The 19,222-nt window shown below is 56.5% G+C and carries 26 protein-coding genes and 1 other RNA gene; 12 read left to right on the top strand and 15 right to left on the bottom strand.

Translation table 11 applies throughout. The features are described 5' to 3' along the window. Positions 1-38: 38 nt before the first annotated feature. The 7 genes from BC777_RS14735 to BC777_RS14705 form a co-directional block, all read right to left on the bottom strand. Positions 39-968: a DUF2927 domain-containing protein gene (locus tag BC777_RS14735; protein WP_245834399.1), complete on the bottom strand. Its 930-nt coding sequence runs from the start codon at positions 966-968 to the stop codon at positions 39-41. Between the two features lie 36 nt (positions 969-1,004). Then, a complete protein-coding gene (locus BC777_RS14730; protein WP_100368967.1) occupies positions 1,005-2,198 on the bottom strand; it encodes a toxic anion resistance protein in 1,194 nt (397 codons plus the stop codon). After that, positions 2,198-3,094, bottom strand: a complete 897-nt coding sequence (locus BC777_RS14725) for a 5-bromo-4-chloroindolyl phosphate hydrolysis family protein (RefSeq protein ID WP_100368966.1) — start codon at positions 3,092-3,094, stop codon at positions 2,198-2,200. Before BC777_RS14725 ends, BC777_RS14730 begins: the two co-directional genes overlap by 1 nt. Then, positions 3,094-3,297 (bottom strand): hypothetical protein, encoded by a 204-nt coding sequence (locus BC777_RS14720; protein WP_100368965.1) that lies wholly within the window; start codon positions 3,295-3,297, stop codon positions 3,094-3,096. Before BC777_RS14720 ends, BC777_RS14725 begins: the two co-directional genes overlap by 1 nt. Before the next feature lie 55 nt (positions 3,298-3,352). Next, positions 3,353-4,174: a TerC family protein gene (locus tag BC777_RS14715; RefSeq protein WP_100368964.1), complete on the bottom strand. Its 822-nt coding sequence runs from the start codon at positions 4,172-4,174 to the stop codon at positions 3,353-3,355. A 65-nt stretch (positions 4,175-4,239) separates the two neighbouring features. After that, complete coding sequence (locus tag BC777_RS14710) at positions 4,240-5,040, bottom strand: pseudouridine synthase (RefSeq protein WP_100368963.1); 801 nt, start codon at positions 5,038-5,040, stop codon at positions 4,240-4,242. Between the two features lie 9 nt (positions 5,041-5,049). Then, positions 5,050-5,793, bottom strand: coding sequence for a class I SAM-dependent methyltransferase (locus BC777_RS14705; protein WP_100368962.1), 744 nt, complete (start codon positions 5,791-5,793; stop codon positions 5,050-5,052). Between the two features lie 59 nt (positions 5,794-5,852). On the opposite strand from BC777_RS14705, the gene BC777_RS14700 reads away from it, so the two are divergent. The 7 genes from BC777_RS14700 (at position 5,853) to rnpB (ending at position 10,730) form a co-directional block, all read left to right on the top strand. Further along, positions 5,853-6,299: a nucleoside deaminase gene (locus BC777_RS14700; RefSeq protein ID WP_100368961.1), complete on the top strand. Its 447-nt coding sequence runs from the start codon at positions 5,853-5,855 to the stop codon at positions 6,297-6,299. Between the two features lie 3 nt (positions 6,300-6,302). Beyond that, on the top strand, positions 6,303-6,956 hold the full coding sequence (locus BC777_RS14695) for a ceramidase domain-containing protein (protein ID WP_100368960.1): 654 nt from the start codon (positions 6,303-6,305) through the stop codon (positions 6,954-6,956). Positions 6,957-6,989: 33 nt separating this feature from the next. Then, positions 6,990-7,277 carry an Asp-tRNA(Asn)/Glu-tRNA(Gln) amidotransferase subunit GatC gene (gatC, locus tag BC777_RS14690; RefSeq protein ID WP_100368959.1) on the top strand — a complete coding sequence of 96 codons (288 nt, stop codon included), beginning with the start codon at positions 6,990-6,992 and terminating at the stop codon, positions 7,275-7,277. Then, a complete protein-coding gene (gatA, locus tag BC777_RS14685; RefSeq protein ID WP_100368958.1) occupies positions 7,277-8,764 on the top strand; it encodes an Asp-tRNA(Asn)/Glu-tRNA(Gln) amidotransferase subunit GatA in 1,488 nt (495 codons plus the stop codon). Before gatC ends, gatA begins: the two co-directional genes overlap by 1 nt. A 40-nt stretch (positions 8,765-8,804) precedes the next feature. Beyond that, positions 8,805-9,575: a hypothetical protein gene (locus tag BC777_RS14680; protein ID WP_100368957.1), complete on the top strand. Its 771-nt coding sequence runs from the start codon at positions 8,805-8,807 to the stop codon at positions 9,573-9,575. After that, entirely contained in the window at positions 9,490-10,335 is an 846-nt protein-coding gene (locus tag BC777_RS14675) for an N-acetylmuramoyl-L-alanine amidase (RefSeq protein WP_281251807.1), read from the top strand. The genes BC777_RS14680 and BC777_RS14675 overlap by 86 nt, the downstream gene beginning before the upstream one ends. 12 nt (positions 10,336-10,347) lie before the next feature. After that, an RNA gene (gene rnpB / locus BC777_RS14670) (RNase P RNA component class A) lies at positions 10,348-10,730 on the top strand. Positions 10,731-10,820: 90 nt separating this feature from the next. On the opposite strand, the gene BC777_RS14665 is transcribed toward rnpB, so the two are convergent. From BC777_RS14665 to BC777_RS19570, 3 genes are read right to left on the bottom strand one after another with little or no spacing between them, the layout of a single operon-like run. Next, on the bottom strand, positions 10,821-11,420 hold the full coding sequence (locus BC777_RS14665) for a short chain dehydrogenase (protein ID WP_100368955.1): 600 nt from the start codon (positions 11,418-11,420) through the stop codon (positions 10,821-10,823). Further along, positions 11,417-11,593 carry a MerR family transcriptional regulator gene (locus BC777_RS19575; protein WP_245834420.1) on the bottom strand — a complete coding sequence of 59 codons (177 nt, stop codon included), beginning with the start codon at positions 11,591-11,593 and terminating at the stop codon, positions 11,417-11,419. The genes BC777_RS14665 and BC777_RS19575 overlap by 4 nt, the downstream gene beginning before the upstream one ends. A 21-nt stretch (positions 11,594-11,614) precedes the next feature. Further along, positions 11,615-11,779 carry a MerR family DNA-binding transcriptional regulator gene (locus BC777_RS19570; RefSeq protein ID WP_245834397.1) on the bottom strand — a complete coding sequence of 55 codons (165 nt, stop codon included), beginning with the start codon at positions 11,777-11,779 and terminating at the stop codon, positions 11,615-11,617. A 300-nt stretch (positions 11,780-12,079) separates the two neighbouring features. Between BC777_RS19570 and rpmG the strand changes: the two genes are divergently transcribed. Next, positions 12,080-12,247, top strand: coding sequence for a 50S ribosomal protein L33 (gene rpmG / locus BC777_RS14655; RefSeq protein WP_008233681.1), 168 nt, complete (start codon positions 12,080-12,082; stop codon positions 12,245-12,247). A 60-nt stretch (positions 12,248-12,307) separates the two neighbouring features. Here rpmG and BC777_RS14650 read toward each other — a convergent pair whose 3' ends face one another. The 4 genes from BC777_RS14650 to BC777_RS14635 all read right to left on the bottom strand — a co-directional run bounded on the left by BC777_RS14650 (position 12,308) and on the right by BC777_RS14635 (position 14,354). Beyond that, positions 12,308-12,772 carry a cupin domain-containing protein gene (locus BC777_RS14650; protein WP_100369340.1) on the bottom strand — a complete coding sequence of 155 codons (465 nt, stop codon included), beginning with the start codon at positions 12,770-12,772 and terminating at the stop codon, positions 12,308-12,310. Continuing rightward, the gene (locus tag BC777_RS14645; RefSeq protein WP_168769181.1) at positions 12,772-13,170 is read right to left on the bottom strand and encodes an MAPEG family protein; all 399 of its coding nucleotides are present in this window, start codon (positions 13,168-13,170) and stop codon (positions 12,772-12,774) included. Before BC777_RS14645 ends, BC777_RS14650 begins: the two co-directional genes overlap by 1 nt. A gap of 71 nt (positions 13,171-13,241) precedes the next feature. Next, the gene (locus BC777_RS14640; RefSeq protein WP_100368954.1) at positions 13,242-13,979 is read right to left on the bottom strand and encodes a Bax inhibitor-1/YccA family protein; all 738 of its coding nucleotides are present in this window, start codon (positions 13,977-13,979) and stop codon (positions 13,242-13,244) included. A gap of 153 nt (positions 13,980-14,132) precedes the next feature. Continuing rightward, positions 14,133-14,354 carry a DUF1127 domain-containing protein gene (locus tag BC777_RS14635; RefSeq protein ID WP_100368953.1) on the bottom strand — a complete coding sequence of 74 codons (222 nt, stop codon included), beginning with the start codon at positions 14,352-14,354 and terminating at the stop codon, positions 14,133-14,135. A 114-nt stretch (positions 14,355-14,468) separates the two neighbouring features. On the opposite strand from BC777_RS14635, the gene BC777_RS14630 reads away from it, so the two are divergent. Next, positions 14,469-15,347, top strand: a complete 879-nt coding sequence (locus tag BC777_RS14630) for a LysR family transcriptional regulator (protein ID WP_100368952.1) — start codon at positions 14,469-14,471, stop codon at positions 15,345-15,347. On the opposite strand, the gene BC777_RS14625 is transcribed toward BC777_RS14630, so the two are convergent. Then, positions 15,337-16,296: an NADPH:quinone oxidoreductase family protein gene (locus BC777_RS14625; RefSeq protein ID WP_100369338.1), complete on the bottom strand. Its 960-nt coding sequence runs from the start codon at positions 16,294-16,296 to the stop codon at positions 15,337-15,339. The two genes, BC777_RS14630 and BC777_RS14625, sit on opposite strands and share 11 nt — an antisense overlap. 270 nt (positions 16,297-16,566) lie before the next feature. Here BC777_RS14625 and BC777_RS14620 point away from each other — a divergent pair, with 270 nt between their 5' ends. The 3 genes from BC777_RS14620 to BC777_RS14610 all read left to right on the top strand — a co-directional run bounded on the left by BC777_RS14620 (position 16,567) and on the right by BC777_RS14610 (position 19,156). Next, on the top strand, positions 16,567-16,938 hold the full coding sequence (locus BC777_RS14620) for a helix-turn-helix domain-containing protein (protein WP_100368951.1): 372 nt from the start codon (positions 16,567-16,569) through the stop codon (positions 16,936-16,938). A gap of 75 nt (positions 16,939-17,013) precedes the next feature. After that, positions 17,014-17,823 (top strand): inositol monophosphatase family protein, encoded by an 810-nt coding sequence (locus BC777_RS14615; protein ID WP_100368950.1) that lies wholly within the window; start codon positions 17,014-17,016, stop codon positions 17,821-17,823. Next, positions 17,816-19,156 carry an 8-oxoguanine deaminase gene (locus tag BC777_RS14610; RefSeq protein WP_100368949.1) on the top strand — a complete coding sequence of 447 codons (1,341 nt, stop codon included), beginning with the start codon at positions 17,816-17,818 and terminating at the stop codon, positions 19,154-19,156. The genes BC777_RS14615 and BC777_RS14610 overlap by 8 nt, the downstream gene beginning before the upstream one ends. Positions 19,157-19,222 lie beyond the last annotated feature (66 nt).

Raw genomic sequence — 19,222 nt, 5'->3', positions numbered from 1 at the left:
GTTTCGCCTCAATGGTCAAGTTCCGCCCGTGTTCTGCACTAGCTTGATCCAGTCTCAAGATACTCACGCGCAATCTGGCGTGCAATCGGGGCGGCCACCGCAGGCTCCATCCCCGTTTGCAAGCGTGGATCGTAGAGCATCCGCAATAACAACTCATCATGGGTGGTGAGCAGTGCGAATTCCTCATCGTCGTTAAAGATGGAAGGGCGCGCGCCGGGGCTGTCGTTGGCAAGCCCCATACCTTGCGCCAGTTCTTCATGCACGCAAGCGCTGCGCATCAAAGTGGGGTGTTCGGCACGGATCATGGCGACGGCTTTGACATAGCTTGACTGACCCGGCGCGAAGGTGCCGATCACGACGCAAAGCTGATCGCGGGGCAGGTTGACGAATGTGCGCACCGTCGCATCCGAAATGCTTGGGATGAGTGCGCGCAAGCGGGGTGCATATGTGCGACGGTCATCCTCGCCCAGAAACAACACGCGGAAGTTGGGATTTTGGTCTGTGATTGTGATCGGCACCCCCGTTGCCCGGCCAAGGCGGGCGGCATAGGCGCTGACACTCGCCAGATCAGCGTCGCGCTGGGCCAGTGGCACCGTATCGCCAAACTCCACCGACATGCGGATCGGACCGGTCCAGCGTCGCAGCTTTGACACGGTCGCCTGCGGGCGTTGGAAATCGCTATCGTCGCGATATTCGTTAAACAAGGCGATGCGCACAAAGTTGCGGGCCAGTTGCGTGTCGGTGAACGGCGTGTCAGGCCCGCCGCCGTCGCCCCGCAGCAGACCCTGCGCAAGCAGGTCGTTTTGCAGGCGCGTATAGTATGTCGCAAGGTCGCGGCTGGCCTGACTGGGTGGGGTGACTATTGGCTCTGTCGGTGGTTCGGACGCCTCGACAGGTGGCGGTTCTGGGGGGGCGACAGGTGGCGTTGTTAGCTCACAACCCATCAGAGCCGCCGCAAGGGCGAGCATGAGAACATGCTTTGTCTTGCCCCCAATCCCCATGCGTTAGTCAGCGCCTGCAGCAGTGCCAATAGTATCGCCCGTACCTGTGCCGCGCGCCTTGGCTGAAGCAAGCGTTTCCTTCAACTCTTGTTCCATCTTTTGCAGTTCAACTTCGGCCTCAGCGCGCTTGCGCTTACCTTCGTCAGCGATCTCAAGGCTTTCGTTGATGGTGGCGATCAGGTTGGCGTTCGCCTCTTTCACTGCGTTGATGTCGAAGACGCCACGCTCCATCTCCTCGCGGATGGTCTTATTCGCAGAGCGCAGGTTTTCAGCGTTGGCCTTGAGCAGCTCATTTGTAAGGTCATTCGCATCGCGGACAGCCTCTGCTGCCTCGGATGAACGCTGGATCGTGACGGCCTGCGCCAGTTGGGTTTCCCACAAAGGCACGGTGTTCACCAAGGTCGAATTGATCTTGGTGACCAATGATTTGTCGTTTTCCTGCACCAGACGGATGGAAGGCAGCGATTGCATCGTTACCTGACGCGTCAGTTTCAGATCATGCACCCGGCGTTCCAGATCATCACGGGCCGACCGGATATCGCGCAGTTCCTGCGCTTTCATTACGGCCTGATCTTCGGGTGCGGCCTGCACCTCGGCCTCTTTTGCAGGGATCGTTGTGGCATCCAGATCAGCGATCTTGGCCTCACCCGCGGCAATATAGAGGCCTAGTTCGTCATAGAATTGCAGGGTCTTGTCATAGAGCACATCAAGGCTTTCGATATCTTTCAACAACACATGCTCATGTTTGAGCAGATCATCGGTGATGTGATCAATCTGGCCTTGGACTTCTTCGAAACGGGCCGCGAATTTCGCCATAGGTGCGGCACGTCCCAAAAGACGTTCCCACCAACTACGCTCACGACGCACATCCAATTCGGAGATTGAAAAGCCACGGATCGTGGTGACGATATTACGCAAGCTATCGCCGGCAGGGCCGACATCTTTGTTGCGCACACCGGCCAGCATCGACTGGCTTATTTCTTGCAATTCCGCCTGAGCAGATGAGCCGAAAGAAACGATGGAATTGGTGTCTTCGATGTTAATCTCAGCCACACGCTTTTCAATCTCGGCGCTTGTGGGCGGATCGGCCGCCTCTAGCGTCACCAATTCCCCTTTGGGTTCGGGCAGGACGACTGCGGTCACTTTTTCGACCTCGGCAAGGGCCGCTTCGGCCTTTTGGCGGACGGTGTCTGACATTATTCGTTCCCTTTCGTTTTCAGGTTCACACCTTCGCGCTGAAGGCGGTCACGGAGTACGTTGATTTCAATATCCATATCGCTGCGGTCATCCAACAGCATCTTATCGGTACGGGCGGCAAAGTTCTGTTCCAGATCGCCCAAAAGCGCTTCGTAATTCGCCCGCACATCAGCGTCCTTTTTGCGGCTATACAGATCAACAAATTTGATCGTCGCATCGCGTGCGCCCATCAGATAGACGCCCAAAAATTTGCGGGCACCAGTCAGATCGCGGGGGTCTTCTTCGACCGTGCGGATCATGCGGCGGGCGATAATCTGGAAATCCTCAACCCGGGCGGTGAGGCGGCGGTCAGACACCGCCTCAATCTGCGATTTCATCACATCCAGATAGGCTTCGGCTTCGTCCACAACACGGGCGACGCGGTCTTGTTGGAAAGTGTCGATACCTTCCATGCGCTTGTCGGCCATTGGATCGATGCCGAAGGTGGCAGTATGCAGGCCCGCCGCCGCAATGCCATAAAGGACAGAGCCTATGGTGCCGCTATCCCCGGTATAGGCCGCAATCGCGACGCCAACGCCGGTCAGCATCGAAGCCAGCATTTTGCGCGGCAGGGCAGGGCGGCGTGCGACTTTACGTGCGTTGTAAGCGGCCTCAGCCTCCAGCCCTTCTTGCAACAGCCATGCAGCAAGGGTGAGGATCGCTGCGCCGACAAGGGCTGTGACCAACGTGACAGGCCCTTCATTCAGCGATGTGGCCGCCAGAATAATCGCAGGCACATATAGCAATTTGACGCGACCACCGGACACCGCGACCCGTTGGTCAATTTGCACGGTATCACGCGGACCAGAGGACGGCTGCCCGTCGGGGCTGAATTTGCCACCAAAGCGCTTAGCCATCAAACGCCCCCCAGCCAGCCGGTTGTCACACCAAACAGCAGAACAACCAGCAACACATAGGTGATCCGTCGAAATTTCGCAGGCATATCGTCACTGTCCTTTCCAGCGGTCGTTGCGCTGATGGCCATGATGGTTCCCAGCGCCACAATGGTAACAACTGCAACCACTGCGACAAAGGCCACAACAAGGATCAATCGCACCATTTTTGTTTACTCCGCCAGTTTCTTTCCTGTTTCAGATAGGGTGGAGGTGGTGAATTTACGAGTGTTTCTGCAATGCTGCACGCTCTGCATCCAGTTTTCGACGATAGCCGGATTGGATCACTTCAACAGCAACCAGCACCACCACAGAGAAATAGAATGTGGATTTCGACATCGGGATGATATCCTGACCAAAGACCATGATTTGCAGGCTGTCATCATGCATCGCGTGGGCCGCAGCTGGGCCAGCTTCGCCCAGCAGAACAACACCAACGATCAGCAGGATGAAAAGGCCCAGAACCTCATACATCCGGTTCTTTTCCAAGAAACGGGTCACTCCGTCAGCAAGCAAGAGCATCGCCAGACCTGACAGGATGATCGCAAAAGCAAGGATTGGGAATACGTCGGTAATCGCCAGGGCAGAAAGCACAGAGTCGAAAGAAAAGATCAGGTTCATTACAACGATCAAGACAACCACCTGCACTGCGGATTTGGACCCTTTGCCTTCGACATCATGGCCCAGATCATCCATCGACAGCATATGCCCGATTTCCTTGACGGCTGTGTACATGATGAAGGCCCCACCAAAGACAAAGACGATGGTGGCAAAGTTCACGCCGCCCTCAATCACGCCTTCCCAATCTAGAATAAAGAACGGCTCCGACAACGCATCAATCAGCTGAATCATGGTAAAAAGCAGCACAACCCGCAGGGCGACGGCGATGATAATACCCCATGTGCGCACAGATTTTTGTTGTGCGACAGGTGCGCGTTTACTCTCAATCGAGATGTAAAGCAGGTTGTCGAAGCCCAATACTGCTTGCAAAAAGCACAGCATGATCAGGTTGATAGCGTTTTCGAGCGTTAGCAAGTCGGCCAAAGCAATGTCCCCCGGTAGATTATTATTATGTCACACCATGCACAACGCATGAGGCAGAACAAGGTTCAACTGGACCGCTTTTTCCCCTTTGTGGGGCGATTAACTGGCTTTCTGACCCGTTTTGGCGTCGGTTTGCCGGAAATACCGAGTTGATCACGCACAACACGTTGTTTCAGTTCTTCCACTTCGCCCTGTTTCAGAGCCGCCAATTGGAACGGGCCATAGCTTACCCGGATCAAGCGGTTCACAGTGACCCCGATTTCCCCCATCGCGCGGCGGATTTCGCGGTTCTTGCCTTCACGCAGGCTGACGGTCAGCCAGGCATTGGCCCCTTGTTGGCGGTCAAAAGTGACGACCATGGGTTGATATCGGATACCCTCCACCTCGATGCCCGCACGCAATTCATCCAGTTTAGCCTCGCTAACAGACCCATTGATACGCACACGGTAGCGGCGCAGCCAGCCGGTTGAGGGCAGCTCCAGCTTGCGTTTCACCTCACCGTCGTTGGTCAGCAAAAGCAAACCTTCGGAGTTCAGGTCAAGGCGTCCGACCGACATCACGCGTGGCATGTTTTCCGGCAGCGACGCAAAAACGGTAGGGCGGTCCTTCTCATCCCGCTCGGTTGTCACGAGCCCCGCAGGCTTGTGATAAAGCCAAATCCGCGGCGGTTCGGGCTCGCCGACTTGCTTGCCATCCACGACAACCCTGTCATCAGCAGTCACGTTCAGTGCAGGGCTGGTGATGGTCTTGCCATTCACGCTCACGCGTCCGTCTTCGATCATCCGCTCGGCTTCGCGGCGGCTGGCAATCCCTGCGCGAGACAGAACTTTGGCGATCCGATCGCCGGGGGGTGGGGTGACTGACATAGAGTCCCTTTAGTCCTGCTCTGCTTTTCCCGCAATCGGCTTTTTGCCAGACACACTGCTGGCACATCCAAAAAAATGCTGGCGGAGGTTCACGTCCAGCCCTTCCGCGCGCAACGCATCTGCCATCTGGCCACAATCCCGAAAATTGCGTGTATAGGTCCCGATCATGCTGAAATCCTGCGCACCTTTGAGAAAAAGACGCTCTACCAAAGGCAGCATGCGATCCAGATAGAACCGATAGAACGGGCGCAACACCCAGCTTTTCGGATCAGAGGCCTCGATCAATGCAAACTGTCCGCCGGGCTTGAGAATACGTGCGATTTGACGCGCGAGAACCCTTTGCTGATCGGCGTTGAATGTCTTCAGTCCAAATGTCGAGATCAGCATGTCCGCATGGGCGGCTGGCAGATCGGTTTGCAGTGCATTTGCTTCGATATGGGTGATCTGATCTGCGCGGTCAGCGTGCAGGCGTGCGACCGCGTGCACATGCATCTGGTGCGAGATGTCGACGGCGATAATCTGGTTAGCCTTCGGAAAGCGGACCAGCAGATGCGGCCAGACCTCTCCGGTGCCTGCCATCAAATCCACAATATCGGGAACATCAGAGGGCCCGTCCTGCAACAGTGCCACACATTGCTTACGCCATCGTTCGATGAAACCAAGTGAGGTGACCGCACTCCACCAGCGATAGTTGCTCGAACAGCGATCAAAAAGATCCGCAACAAAGGCAGGGTCATAGATATCTTTGGTCATGCCCGCTCCGATCCGGCTTTGGGCTTGTGTGACACATCAGGGCACGCCATGAAAGCGGCATGGATTTTCGCAGTTATATGGACGTTGCCATGAAAGAGGCGCGCGCGGCAGGTGCACGCGGTGAAGTGCCGGTGGGTGCGGTTATCGTCGGGCCACATGGGGTGGTCGCGCAAGCAGGCAACCGGACACGCGCATTGAACGATCCCATAGCCCATGCCGAAGTCTTGGCCATCCGTGCCGCCTGTGCCGCGCTGGGGCAGGAGAGGCTGACAGGCCACGACCTATACGTGACTTTGGAACCATGTCCCATGTGTGCGGCTGCTATCAGCAATGCCCGGATCGCGCGGCTGTATTACGGGGCGGCGGACCCGAAATCCGGTGGGGTTGTCCAAGGCCCGCGGGTGTTCAGCCATCCGCAATGTCATCATGTGCCAGAGGTCTACGACGGGATTGATGCCGCAGCGTCCGAAACCCTTCTAAAAACCTTCTTTGCAGGACGCAGATAAGGCATGGATTGGTTTCAACAGGTTGACGGCTATTGTGAACGGACGGATTTCAGCTACTGGTCCGAGCCGCTGAATGCGGTTACCAACATCGCCTTTATCATCGCTGCTCTCATCCTGTGGCGACGCGGCGCAGGCGTGCCGTTGGCGCGGTTTCTGACGGCGGTGCTGTTCATGATTGGGGTGGGCAGTTATCTGTTCCACACACATGCCACGATCTGGGCGCTGCTTTTGGATGTAGCGCCGATTGGTGCGTTCATCCTGATCTACCTCTTCGGGGTCAATCGCGACATCGTGCCGATGCGGGGGTGGATTGCCTTTATTGCGACGCTTGGGTTCTTTCCTTACGCCATCGGCGTCGTCTGGGTCACAGCCCAAGTGCCGTTCTTTGCTATTTCCAACTTTTACTGGACGGTGCCACTGCTGTTGGTGATCTATGCTGTCCGCCTGCGCGACAGGCCGCAGATCGTGTCCGGTTTTCTGATCGGTGCAGCTATTCTAACAGCTTCGATCACCTTTCGATCGGTTGATGAAATGCTGTGCGACAGCATCAGCTTCGGCACGCATTTTGTCTGGCATGTCCTGAATGGCATCATGTTGGGTTGGATGATCCATGTTTATATCCGCCATATGCTTGCGACTGCCCCCGCAGAGCGCTAAACGCGAGGCAAAGATTTACCGGAGAGTTTCCACATGTCGATTGACACCGAAACCGCCCGCCGCGTGGCCAAGCTGGCCCGCATCAAGGTGGAAGACGATGCACTGCCAGCACTGGCCTCTGAATTCAGTGCGATCCTTGGGTTTATTGAGCAGCTCAATGAGGTTGATGTTGAAGGGGTCGAGCCGATGACCTCTGTAACACCCCAGCGTCTGAAGCGCCGTGATGATGTGGTGACGGATGGAGACCAGCAAGAAGCTGTGTTGAAAAACGCCCCCGATGCCCGAGAAGGGTTCTTTGCTGTGCCGAAGGTGGTTGAATAATGTCTGATCTGACCAAACTGACCATCGCACAAGCCCGCGACGCCATGCGCAAGGGTGACACCACCAGTGCGGAGATTACATCTGCCTGCCTAACAGCCATTGAGGGTGCAGACGCGCTGGGTGCTTTCGTGCATCATACACCTGACATCGCGCAGGCTCAGGCGGCCGCCGCTGATACTCGGATCAAGGCGGGTGATGCGCCTGATATGTGCGGTATTCCGCTGGGGATTAAGGACCTGTTTTGCACGAAGGGTGTGCCGTCACAGGCTGCGTCCCGCATCCTTGAGGGCTTCAAGCCGGAGTATGAGAGCACCATCACCAGCCAGTTGTTTGACGCAGGTGCGGTCATGTTGGGCAAGCTCAACATGGATGAATTCGCGATGGGCTCATCCAATGAAACCTCTGTCTATGGCAATGCAGTGAACCCATGGCGGCGCGGCAATGATGATACGGCACTCACACCGGGTGGGTCTTCCGGTGGGTCTGCGAGTGCCGTCGCTGCGGACCTCTGCCTCGCTGCGACCGGCACAGACACCGGCGGGTCCATCCGCCAGCCTGCGGCCTTTGTCGGGATCACCGGCATGAAGCCCACCTATGGCCGCGTGTCCCGCTGGGGTATCGTTGCTTTTGCATCATCCCTTGATCAGGCCGGTCCAATGACCAAGGACGTGCGCGATGCCGCCATCATGCTGAAGGCAATGGCCGGCCATGATCCGTTGGATAGCACCAGCGCTGATCTGGCGGTGCCGGATTTTGAAGCGGCGCTGACTGGTGACATTCGTGGCAAGACTATCGGTATCCCGAAAGAATACCGTATGGAGGGTATGCCTGCTGAGATTGAAAAACTGTGGGAAGACGGCACGACAATGCTGAAAGACGCAGGGGCCAAGATCGTCGATATCACATTGCCACATACCAAATATGCACTGCCCGCCTACTACGTGATTGCCCCGGCGGAGGCATCATCCAACCTAGCCCGCTATGACGGTGTGCGTTTTGGGCACCGGGCCAGACTGGCACAGGGCGATGGCATCACCGAGATGTATGAAAAAACCCGTGCAGAAGGGTTTGGCCATGAGGTTCAGCGCCGTGTCATGGTCGGGACTTATGTGCTCTCTGCCGGGTTCTATGATGCGTACTACAACCGTGCCCGCCGTGTGCGTGCGTTGATCAAGCAGGACTTTGATACCGTCTTTGCCGATGGGGTCGATGCAATCCTGACGCCTGCGACACCTTCGGCGGCCTTTGGCTTGGGCGAAATGACGGATGCCGATCCGATCCAGATGTATCTTAATGACGTGTTCACGGTGACGGTGAACCTTGCCGGTTTGCCTGGAATTGCAGTGCCGACGGGGCAGGATGCGCAGGGTTTGCCGCTTGGGTTGCAGCTGATTGGGCGCCCTTGGGAAGAGGGCGATTTGCTGAACGTGGCCTATAGTCTTGAGCAATCTGCCGGATTTGTAGCCAAACCCACGAAGTGGTGGTAATCTGCATGAAAATAAGCGGCAGTCTAACGGGTATGGTATCATGAATTCGCGTATAGTTATTGCAGTCATTTTGATCGGGCTTGCGGCCTGCACCCCGCGTGTTGTGCCCACAGAACGTGGTGTTGGATTTGATGAATACTCCAGGTTCGAGCTTGAGCGCGCGCGACGTGAGGCGCAATTGTCAGCACCGCGTGGCACCATTGTGCCGCCTGCGCAGGTCAGTTCTTTGCCAGTATCAGGTCAGACGATTGATCAATCGCAAGCAATCCCGTCCAGCGCATTGGCTGCCGCCGGCATCGGAACGCAGGCAACCACTGATACGTCAACCCAAACATCTGCCGTGGCGGCTGATCCTTTGCGCACCCAGGGTTTGCAAGCCTCGCCTAGCAACCCTGCACCTGATTTGGTGAATGCCGGGACAGGTCTGTCTGACGAGCAAAGTTTCGATGCGGTTTCTGAGCGCGAAACAATCGAAAGCGATGCCCAACGCCGCGCGGCACAGGCCGCAGCACGCGAGCAGATCACCCCCACTGCGGTGCCGCAGCGTCCGTCCAATACCGGGCCGAATATTGTCGAATACGCTGTAAATGCACCTAATGTGAAGGGGCAGGAATGGTACAGCCGTTCGCTCTTGTCCGGTGATAACCGGTTCCGCCGGAACTGCGCGGAATATGCAACGCCGGATGATGCGCAGCGTGATTTCCTTGCGCGCGGTGGACCAGAGCGTGATCGCCGCGGGATCGACCCAGATGGAGACGGGTTTGCCTGCGGATGGGATCCTGCACCCTATCGCTTTGCCGCAGGACAGTGAGGTTGCACTGCCACCCGGCTATCGTCTGATTGCGGGGTGGGGCGATGGTCAGCCAGGACCGCGACGTTCACCCAATTTCGGACCACGCCGCGCGGGTGCACAGCCTGACATCGTAGTGATCCACTATACCGCGATGCAAAGCGCCAATGCCGCCTGTGATGTGCTTTGCGACCCCAAGGGGGAAGTGTCCGCCCATTATCTGATTGATGAGACCGGACATGTGATCAGTCTGGTCCCTGAAGCGATGCGCGCCTGGCATGCCGGGGCAGGCGCATGGGGGGCAACGCAGGATGTGAACAGCCGATCAATCGGGATCGAGCTGGCGAACACCGGGTTCACGCCTTTCGCAGCAGCGCAGATGGATGCTTTGAGCGATGTTTTGCATGCGATCAAGCAGCGGTGGGACATACGGCCCGAAAGGATCATCGGGCATTCCGACATGGCACCGGGACGCAAGATTGACCCCGGCGCGCGGTTTGACTGGCGCAGGTTGGCGCTTGAGGGGCTGTCTGTTTGGCCCTCATCAAGCGCTTGCGCGCATTCTTCGGAAGTGGCCTTGCAAGGTGCGGATGAGGCGCGGTTTGCGGCAGCGATGAAAACCTTTGGCTATACTGCGGTAGAAGATGCCGATCTGCTGCTAAAAACCTTCCGGCTGCGGTTTCGGCCCCATGCGAATGGTCCATTGGACATGATCGATCTGGCAATGATTGCAGATCTCGCTCAGCGTTTCCCCGTTGACGTGAACGCAAGCAACGCCTAACCCCGCATTTGCGCGGATGGCTGGATGGCTGCGGCGAGCTTCGTCGAGGAAAGTCCGGACTCCAAAAAGCACGGTGCCGGGTAACGCCCGGCGGGGGTAACCCCAGGGATAGCGCCACAGAGAACAGACTACCCCGGTCCGCCGGGGAAAAGGTGAAACGGTGGGGTAAGAGCCCACCGCGCAAGCGGCAACGCAAGCGGCACGGCAAGCCCCACCGGGAGCAATGCCAAATAGGGACCTCGCGTCGCAAGACGGGGATGCTTGAACCCCAGACGGTCCGGGTTGGCAGCTAGAGGGCGCTTGGTAACAGGCGACCTAGATGAATGGTCATCTCGGGTGAATTGCCTTTGGCAAATCACCTAAGACAGAATCCGGCTTATAGGCCATCCGCGCATAATAATCTGGTGTGTCAGAAGGTGTGGTTTGCGGGACTCAGCGCCATTTCGCTGCGCTTGCGCCAAAGTCCGGTTTTTCGCGTTGGCTGGTTAGTCCACGATAACAACCTGTCCGGTCAAGGCACCTTCTACGCATTTTGCGTAGGCCAGCCCGACATCATGGGATGAAACCGGCTTGTGACCCTGAAACCATGCGCCATAGCGAGGCGCGGACACGTCGAGCATTCCGGGACTGACGACATTCACTCTCAGCCCCCGTGGTATCTCAATCGCGGCACCTTTGACGAAGCCCGCCAACGCACCGTTTGCGGTCGCTGCATTTGTCCCCATGCGGATTGGGTCACGATCAAGCACGCCGCTTGTCAGCGTGAATGACCCGCCATCAGCGATGAAGTCGAGGCCAGCCAAAACGAGATTAACCTGTCCCATGACCTTTTGCTGAAGACCGACCATGAATGACTCCTGATCCATCTCCGCCAAAGGCGCGAAGGTCGCATCGCCCGCACATGACACAACTGCCTCAAAATCGCCGACTGCCTCAAATAGTGATTTCACCGCGGATATGTCGGCCACATCAACGCGATAGTCTCCGCCGGAGCGACCAACTTTGATGATTTCATGCCTTTGCTCAAGCTCCTTGCAGGCGGCTTGTCCAATATCGCCAGCCGCGCCAACCATGATTATTCTCATCTCTGATCCTTCATTATCTCATCATATTTTTTCAGTTTTCGGTCCAGGATAGTGCGGCAGAGGTCCAACTCTGCCTGGCGGTCTTCAAGGCTCTGTTTATGTGCAAGGAGTGCGGCCCTGCGCTCGGGGACTGTGCTGTCACCTGATGCATAAAGGTCTGCGAACGCCCGCATTTCTGCCATGGACATCCCGGTCTAGCGCAATGATGCAAGCAACATCAGCCATTCTGAGTCCGTCGCTGAAAACCTGCGTTTCCCGTTCGGTCCGCGCTCTATAGAAGGACACAGCCCCGATTTCTCATAGAAACGTATCGTGGGGGTACTTAGCCCCGTGCGGTCAGCAACTTCTGAAAGTTTCATGCGATCTGATCCTTCTGTCAAGCTTCATACCGACCTGAAGCGGCTTTAGGTCAAACGCTTTTTTCAGAATTGTCGTGGAAGCCGACATTCGTGCATCTCGCTGCATTTGTGACTCTGGACTCAAAGCGGTCACTTATCTCCATCCCAAGTACGAAAAAACTCTGTTTTGTCCGGCATGCCCCATATCACAACGCTGACGTTGCTTTCTGGTTGACTCGCGCACGCGCACGGGTAAAAGGCAGCTTCAACGAGATTAACGCGATGTGCCGCGCGCCGGCCCGCAATCAGAGGATATGAGACATGGCGAAGCCGACCACAATCAAAATCCGCCTGAACTCCACCGCGGGGACCGGGCATTTTTACGTCACGAAAAAGAACGCACGTACCATGACTGAAAAGATGGTTATCAAAAAATACGACCCCGTCGTGCGCAAGCACGTCGAGTATAAGGAAGGCAAGATCAAGTAATTGATCGCCTGACGATGATACGATCAAGCCGCACTCTTTGAGGGCGGCTTTTTTGTTGGGTCAGCCCTGCGGCGCGTCCGCGGGTTTGCCGTCCAGCGTATGATAGATGCGGGTCTTGGTCGCCCGATCAAAGGTCAATCTACGGTCGTGATCTGGATAGGTCACCAGATCCCGCGGGCTGCGGGTGCCGACAACCAGATAGGTCACATCGGCATCGCTGGTGTTTTCCAGAAAATGCCCGGCAGGGGCGTTGGCTGGAAAACAAGCCGCATCGCCTGCGCCGATTTGCGTGACGGTATCGCCTTCATGCACCAAAACCTTGCCTTCGATGACAAAGACAAATTCGTCCTCCTCGACATGCCAGTGTTTGAGCGATGAACGTGACCCTGGCGGTAATGTTTCGGTGAATGCACCAAACTGTGTCAGGCCACCTGCATCGCTGTAAAGGGCGGCCGTGTAGGGCCCCAAGGCATCGGGTGTTTCGGGCTGCTCAATCGGCGCATCCGATTTGCGGATAATCGGCATCAGAGGATCACCGCGAAAAGCAAGGTGATAAGCAAAGTGATCTGCGCCAGCAAGGTCAGACCCATCCCAGCCAGCCGCAGCCGCCAATGCGTGCCATCATGGGCAAAATAGACCGCATGCAAGAAACGCCCGATGATCAGCGTTACCGCACTCAGGGTCAGCAGTGTTGCATTGCCGCTCTGAAGCTCTGCCAGACCCATGAGGATCAGTGCGATGGGCAATTGTTCCACGGCATTTGCATGGCCCCGGATCGCCTTGGCGAGTGCGCGGTGATCACCGCCACCATCACCCAGCACAACCCCACCACGGCGGCGCAGCTGAATGACCTTGATCGTCATAAGTAAGATAATGAGGCCCGCACAGAGTGCGGTGAGTGACGTGATGGGAAGTGAGATCATGGTATGACCTGTTCGCAAAGAAAAAGGGCTGATGTTGCCATCAGCCCTTAGATCGTCGGAAAGTTCAATGTTTATTCGCGGCTGCCAAAGAGTTGCAGCAAGAACATGAACATGTTGATGAAGTCGAGATACAGGTTCAAAGCACCCATAATTGCAGACTTTGCCAACCATTCCTGATCGCCATGCGCGGCATGCGCGATATAGTCATTCTTGATCTTCTGCGTGTCATAGGCAGTCAGCCCCGCAAAGATCAAAACACCCAGAATCGAGATTGCAAACATGATTGCAGGGGACTGCAGGAAGATATTGACAACCATCGCAACGATCAGACCGATGACACCCATGATCAGGAAAGTACCCCAACCAGAAATATCTTTCTTTGTGGTGTAACCGTAAAGGCTCAGACCCGCAAAAGCGATCGATGTGATCAAAAACACGTTTGCGATGGATAGCCCAGTAAATGCGACAAAGATCCATGCCATGGATAGGCCCATCACAGCGGCAAAGACGTAAAAGAACGTTTGTGCTGCAGCGGCTGAGAAGCGGTTAATCATTGCGCCGAACATAAAGATCATACCCAGTGGCGCAAACATCACAATCCATCCCAGAATATTTGGGGATAACGTGATTGGGTCGCGGAAAACCCCAAGCAATGCAGGTGATGTACCCACTGCCCAAGCGACAGCAAATGTCAGCAGCATACCCACCGACATTGTGCCGTAGACTTTGTTCATGTGGGCGCGAAGACCCTCATCAATTTCAGCCGCGCGGACCCCGCCGACCGTCCGGATAAGTTGTTCTTGAGCCATTTTTGACCTCCAAATAAAACAGCGGCGCCGCAAATTGGCGTCCTCGCGGTAGATATTGGCAGGTAACGGGGGTTTTTCAAGGTTGGACTGCGTTGTTTTGTAGGTTTCTGATCGTTTTGGGCGGGAATGTCGCAGGTGGTTCAAATGCGGGCATCAGTTGCGCCAGTGATCCGGGGCATCCCAGCTTGTTTTGCGGCTTTCTGCAATGGCCTCACTGCGGCTGACCCCAATGTCATGCAGCATGTGATCGTTAAGTTGCGCAAGCTGATTGCGTTGACGGCGCAGTGCGAACAACCCATTGACCTTTGCCCAGAAAGAACGCGGCTTCGCGCGATGGGGCACACATATGTTCTGCTGGCTTGCCACGATACTCATGTCATTTCCTTTCGTGATGATTTGATGCTTTTGTATTTCGATGATTGATATATGAGTGATTTGCGATCATAATGAAAATGAATGTTTTTGAATTCATAAATCAGGATTTGTGATATGCCTCGGAACCTTGACCTTACCGCCCTGCGCTCCTTTGTGGCCGTCTCAGACGCAGGCGGCGTGACCCGTGCAGCGGGGATGCTGAACCTGACGCAATCAGCGGTGTCGATGCAGCTTAAGCGGCTGGAAGAAGCGCTTGATGTGCCATTGCTGGACCGTTCTGCCCGCACGATTGCGCTGACGCCGGCGGGGGAACAATTGCTGGGTTACGCGCGGTCTATGCTGAAAACCAATGATGAGGCGTTGAACCGGTTGACCGCAACCGAATTTGAAGGCGAGATCAGATTGGGCGTACCGCATGATGTGATCTATCCGGTTGTGCCTGCTGTCCTTAAACGCTTTGCCGCCGATTATCCGCGCATGCAGGTGCGCCTGATCTCAATGCCGACACGCAAACTGTTGGATATGCTGGGGCGGGGCGAGGTTGATGTGATCCTGACCACCGAGGAAACCTGCGGACCGGGTGGGCAGGTTTTGGTCGAACTGCCGCTTTTGTGGGTTGGTGCGCGCGATGGGCAGTCCTGGCGCAAGACGCCCTTGCCGATCGCTTTTTGCAAGAACTGTATTTTCCGCAGTGGTGTGTTGCAGGCGTTGAACTCAGATGGGATCGATTGGACGATGGCAGTTGATTCCGAATTGGATAACGCGGTCGAGGCCGCAGTTAGTGCTGATCTGGCCGTTCATGTGGCGCTTGAAGGTAGCCTGCCGCCGCATACAGTTGCGATTGACCACGGTGGTATTCTTCCTGCGTTGAAGCCGCAGAACATCAACCTCTATGTGCTCAAGCCCGAAGATCAGGTCAGTCAGGCAATGGTCGAGATCGTCCAGCAGTGCTATGCCGCGCCCCGGCTCAAGCCGCAGTTGGTCAAGGGGTAACGACGACCTTGCCTGTCGACTTGCGGCTGCGCATCAGTTCCAGTGCATCAGCCGCCTGATCAAGCGGCACCCGATGGCTGACATGCGGTTTCAGCTTGCCTGCCGCATGCCATGCCATCAACTCAGCAAGGCTATCGGTCAGCGCTTGCGCGTTGAACGCAAGATAGCCGCCCCAGTAAAACCCGACCACCGTGATGTTTTTGACCAACAGGATATTTGCGGGAATTTGGGGTACACCACCACTGGCAAAGCCAATAACGATCACCCGTGCTTCGCGGTTGCAGGCCCCCAAGGCCGCTTTAAAGGCGTCGCCGCCCACCGGATCATAGACAACGTCGGCACCTCCCAATGCTTTGACCGCCGATTTGATATCATCCGTGTCGCTATCAATCAGATGATCCGCACCTGCTGCCTGCGCGATGGCCAGTTTTGCGGCCCCCCGGGCGACCGCGATCACGGTTGCTCCCATGGCCTTGCCAACCTCAACGGCGGTCAGGCCAACACCACCTGCAGCGCCCAGCACCAAAAGCGTCTCGCCCTTTTGCAACCCAGCCCGGCGTGTAAGGGCCAGATGCGATGTGCCATAGGCCACCATGAAACCGGCTGCGATGTCGTCAGGCATCGTATCGGGCACAGGGCGGCACATGGCAGCAGGGAAAACACCCTTTTCAGCCAGCCCACCTTGTCCGCCAAATACTGCCACTCGCGTGCCAATCGCGGGCTCCGACACGTCCGGCCCATGCCCGATCACCGTGCCGCACACCTCCATTCCGAGGGTAAAGGGGGGCTTTGGTGTATCCTGATAGGTGCCTTTGGCCATCAAAAGATCAGCAAAATTCAACCCACAGGCCGCAATCTCAAGCAGAACTTCGCCCGTACCCGGCGTGGGATCGTCAAATGTAACAAGCCGGGGGTTTTCGTCAAAAGCAGTGACTTGAAATGCACGCATCGGCATCTAATCCTCAAAATTGTGTCTTACTGGCCCTTATCGGATGCAAAGCGTCGTTTGTAAAACGACGAAAATTTGAACACTATTAGGGTGAATATCGATATATACCTGTCCTTAAGGTAAGGTCGTGCGCTGCAACCGTTGCGTGTTTTGTGTTAATACTGTTTTGCACGTTTCAGGAACTGGCGACGCGTCATACCGCATCGCCGCAACACATGTTGAAAGCCAAGACAGAACGTCCGCAAGGCTTTTCAGGAATGAGGTAAGACAATGAAACACCCCGTTGACGTACATGTCGGTAAACGTATCCGGCATAGGCGCTGGATGAATGGAACGACGCAACAACAGCTTGCAGAAGCGGTTGGGATCAAGTTCCAGCAGATCCAGAAGTATGAGACCGGTATGAACCGCGTCAGCGCATCCCGCCTTTGGGATATCGCTAAAGTATTGGGCGTAGATGTTTCCTTCTTCTTTGAAGGTTTGGATGTGCGACCCGATCTTGAGGCGCAGAACTCGGACATGCCGGGCGACATCCTGACAGATAAGGAAGCACTGGAACTTTTGCGGTCCTACTATGCCATTCCAGAAAATCAGCGCCGGCGTTTGTTTGATCTCGCCCGCGTTTTGAGTGAGGCAGCTTAGCCCACGACTTGACCTGTCATACTGCGCCGCGTTACCGCGAATGCTAACGGCGGCGCAGTTGAAGGATGAACCTCAGTGACAGTTTCACAAACAACCCAAACGGAACTGGTGCGCGTCGCACATGCACTGGCTGATGCCGCCAGACCCGTTACCTTAGCGCATTTTCGCGCATCAGGGTTGCAGACCGACAACAAGAATGACGCAGGGTTTGATCCGGTGACCGTGGCTGACCGTGGCGCAGAAAAGGCGATGCGGGACGTGCTGGCCGAGTTGCGCCCGGATGATGCCGTTCTGGGCGAGGAATTTGGCCACCAAAGCGGGACCACAGGGCTGACATGGGTGCTTGACCCCATCGACGGGACCCGCGGCTATATCAGTGGCACACCAACGTGGGGTGTTCTGATCTCGGTCGCAGATGACCAAGGCCCGCTTTTTGGTCTGATCGACCAGCCCTATATTGGAGAGCGGTTTGCCGGTGGCTTTGGCGTGTCAGAGGTTGATGGCCCAACTGGGCAGTCGGTTTTGCGGTGCCGCGCGCCACGTCCTTTGGCACAGGCGACCGTGCTGACGACATTCCCCGAAGTTGGCACCGCGCAAGAGGGCGCGGCGTTCCATGCTGTCGCGAACCGCGCGCGGCTGACCCGTTATGGTATGGACTGCTATGGCTATGCGTTGGTAGCTGCCGGGCAGGTGGACCTTGTGATAGAGGCTGGGTTGAACGCCTACGATATTCAAGCCCCGATCGCGGTGATCCAAGCCGCTGGCGGCATTGTGACAGACTGGCACGGCGGCCCTGTACACAATGGGGGGCGGGCACTTGCCGCGGCAAACGCCGACATTCATGCAGAGGCGCTTGCAATACTTCAGGACAGTTTTAGTGGCTGAGACCCTGATCAAAGATGCCGATGTCATCGTCACAATGGATGAGACAAGGCGCGAATTGATTGGTGCCGACGTGTTGCTGCGTGATGGGGTTATCGCAGAGATCGGGGAAAACCTGTCCGCAGATACAGCACAGGTCTTTTCCGCCAAAGGCAAGATCATCACCCCGGGTTTGGTCAACACACACCACCACCTTTATCAAACACTGACACGCGCGGTGCCGGGCGCGCAGGATGCGCTCTTGTTTGGATGGTTGCAGCGGCTTTACCCGATCTGGGCGCGGTTCGGTCCTGAAGAGATGTATGTCTCTGCCCAAATCGGTCTGGCCGAACTGGCGCTTTCGGGGTGCACGCTGACCTCGGATCATTTGTATCTCTACCCCGGTGGGGCGCGTTTGGATGACACGATCGCAGCAGCGCAGGATATCGGCCTGCGGTTTCACGCCACGCGCGGCGCAATGAGCATCGGGGAAAGCGATGGTGGCCTGCCGCCAGACGCTTTAGTCGAAGATGAGCGCGCTATTCTGGAAGACAGCATTCGCGTGATCGACGCGTTCCATGACCCCAATCCCGGCGCAATGGTGCGTGTGGGCGTGGCCCCTTGTAGCCCGTTTTCAGTGACACGCGATCTGATGCGCGATGCCGCCATTCTGGCGCGCGACAAAGGTGTGATGATGCATACACATCTGGCTGAAAACGGCGAAGACATCGCCTATTCGCTGGAAAAATTCGGCTGCCGCCCCGGTCAATACGCCGAAGATTTGGGGTGGACGGGCGACGACGTGTGGCACGCCCATTGCGTGAAACTGGACGCGCAGGAGATTGATTTATTCGCACGCAGCCGTACGGGCGTGGCCCACTGCCCCTGTTCCAATTGCAGGCTGGGTTCCGGGATCGCACCGGTCCGACACATGCGTGATGCTGGTGTGCCCGTGGGCTTGGGCGTGGATGGGTCTGCAAGCAATGATATCGGCAATCTGATCGGTGAGGCGCGTCAGGCCATGCTCTTGCAGCGGGTGCAAAACGGGGCAGACGCAATGTCCGCACGCGAAGCGCTTGAGATCGCAACACGTGGCGGGGCCGCGGTGTTGGGACGCGATGACTGCGGGCAGCTGGCGATCGGCAAACGCGCGGATATCGCGATTTGGGATAGGGCAGCGATTGAAAGTGCGGGCTCCTGGGACCCAGCCGCGCTGCTGCTGGCAGGGCCAATGAAGGTCGACGCCCTGTTTGTTGAAGGCCGCCAGATTGTGGCAGAGGGGCAGGTCATTTCGGTCGATCTGCCAAAAGTGATCGCACGGCAAAACGCCCTCGCAAGAGGTCTTGCCGATGGGTAGATCACAACAAAGTCTAGGCATATTCCGGGGTCGTACCTAATGTGCTAGCTTACAACGCACTCACAA

This window comes from Yoonia maricola (assembly GCF_002797915.1).
Classification (GTDB): Bacteria; Pseudomonadota; Alphaproteobacteria; order Rhodobacterales; family Rhodobacteraceae; genus Yoonia; species Yoonia maricola.
The sequence above is the reverse complement of the archived record's forward strand: the minus strand, read 5'-3'. Positions and strand labels throughout refer to the sequence as shown.

Bases quoted from the DNA above. Each gene is read 5' to 3' on its own strand.
- BC777_RS14735 (WP_245834399.1), bottom strand. From the start codon at position 968: ATGCTCGCCCTTGCGGCGGCTCTGATGGGTTGTGAGCTAACAACGCCA.
- BC777_RS14730 (WP_100368967.1), bottom strand. From the start codon at position 2,198: ATGTCAGACACCGTCCGCCAAAAGGCCGAAGCGGCCCTTGCCGAGGTC.
- BC777_RS14725 (WP_100368966.1), bottom strand. From the start codon at position 3,094: ATGGCTAAGCGCTTTGGTGGCAAATTCAGCCCCGACGGGCAGCCGTCC.
- BC777_RS14720 (WP_100368965.1), bottom strand. From the start codon at position 3,297: ATGGTGCGATTGATCCTTGTTGTGGCCTTTGTCGCAGTGGTTGCAGTT.
- BC777_RS14710 (WP_100368963.1), bottom strand. From the start codon at position 5,040: ATGTCAGTCACCCCACCCCCCGGCGATCGGATCGCCAAAGTTCTGTCT.
- BC777_RS14705 (WP_100368962.1), bottom strand. From the start codon at position 5,793: ATGACCAAAGATATCTATGACCCTGCCTTTGTTGCGGATCTTTTTGAT.
- BC777_RS14700 (WP_100368961.1), top strand. From the start codon at position 5,853: ATGGATTTTCGCAGTTATATGGACGTTGCCATGAAAGAGGCGCGCGCG.
- BC777_RS14695 (WP_100368960.1), top strand. From the start codon at position 6,303: ATGGATTGGTTTCAACAGGTTGACGGCTATTGTGAACGGACGGATTTC.
- gatC (WP_100368959.1), top strand. From the start codon at position 6,990: ATGTCGATTGACACCGAAACCGCCCGCCGCGTGGCCAAGCTGGCCCGC.
- gatA (WP_100368958.1), top strand. From the start codon at position 7,277: ATGTCTGATCTGACCAAACTGACCATCGCACAAGCCCGCGACGCCATG.
- BC777_RS14680 (WP_100368957.1), top strand. From the start codon at position 8,805: ATGAATTCGCGTATAGTTATTGCAGTCATTTTGATCGGGCTTGCGGCC.
- BC777_RS14665 (WP_100368955.1), bottom strand. From the start codon at position 11,420: ATGAGAATAATCATGGTTGGCGCGGCTGGCGATATTGGACAAGCCGCC.
- BC777_RS19575 (WP_245834420.1), bottom strand. From the start codon at position 11,593: ATGCGGGCGTTCGCAGACCTTTATGCATCAGGTGACAGCACAGTCCCC.
- BC777_RS19570 (WP_245834397.1), bottom strand. From the start codon at position 11,779: ATGAAACTTTCAGAAGTTGCTGACCGCACGGGGCTAAGTACCCCCACG.
- rpmG (WP_008233681.1), top strand. From the start codon at position 12,080: ATGGCGAAGCCGACCACAATCAAAATCCGCCTGAACTCCACCGCGGGG.
- BC777_RS14650 (WP_100369340.1), bottom strand. From the start codon at position 12,772: ATGCCGATTATCCGCAAATCGGATGCGCCGATTGAGCAGCCCGAAACA.
- BC777_RS14645 (WP_168769181.1), bottom strand. From the start codon at position 13,170: ATGATCTCACTTCCCATCACGTCACTCACCGCACTCTGTGCGGGCCTC.
- BC777_RS14640 (WP_100368954.1), bottom strand. From the start codon at position 13,979: ATGGCTCAAGAACAACTTATCCGGACGGTCGGCGGGGTCCGCGCGGCT.
- BC777_RS14635 (WP_100368953.1), bottom strand. From the start codon at position 14,354: ATGAGTATCGTGGCAAGCCAGCAGAACATATGTGTGCCCCATCGCGCG.
- BC777_RS14630 (WP_100368952.1), top strand. From the start codon at position 14,469: ATGCCTCGGAACCTTGACCTTACCGCCCTGCGCTCCTTTGTGGCCGTC.
- BC777_RS14625 (WP_100369338.1), bottom strand. From the start codon at position 16,296: ATGCGTGCATTTCAAGTCACTGCTTTTGACGAAAACCCCCGGCTTGTT.
- BC777_RS14620 (WP_100368951.1), top strand. From the start codon at position 16,567: ATGAAACACCCCGTTGACGTACATGTCGGTAAACGTATCCGGCATAGG.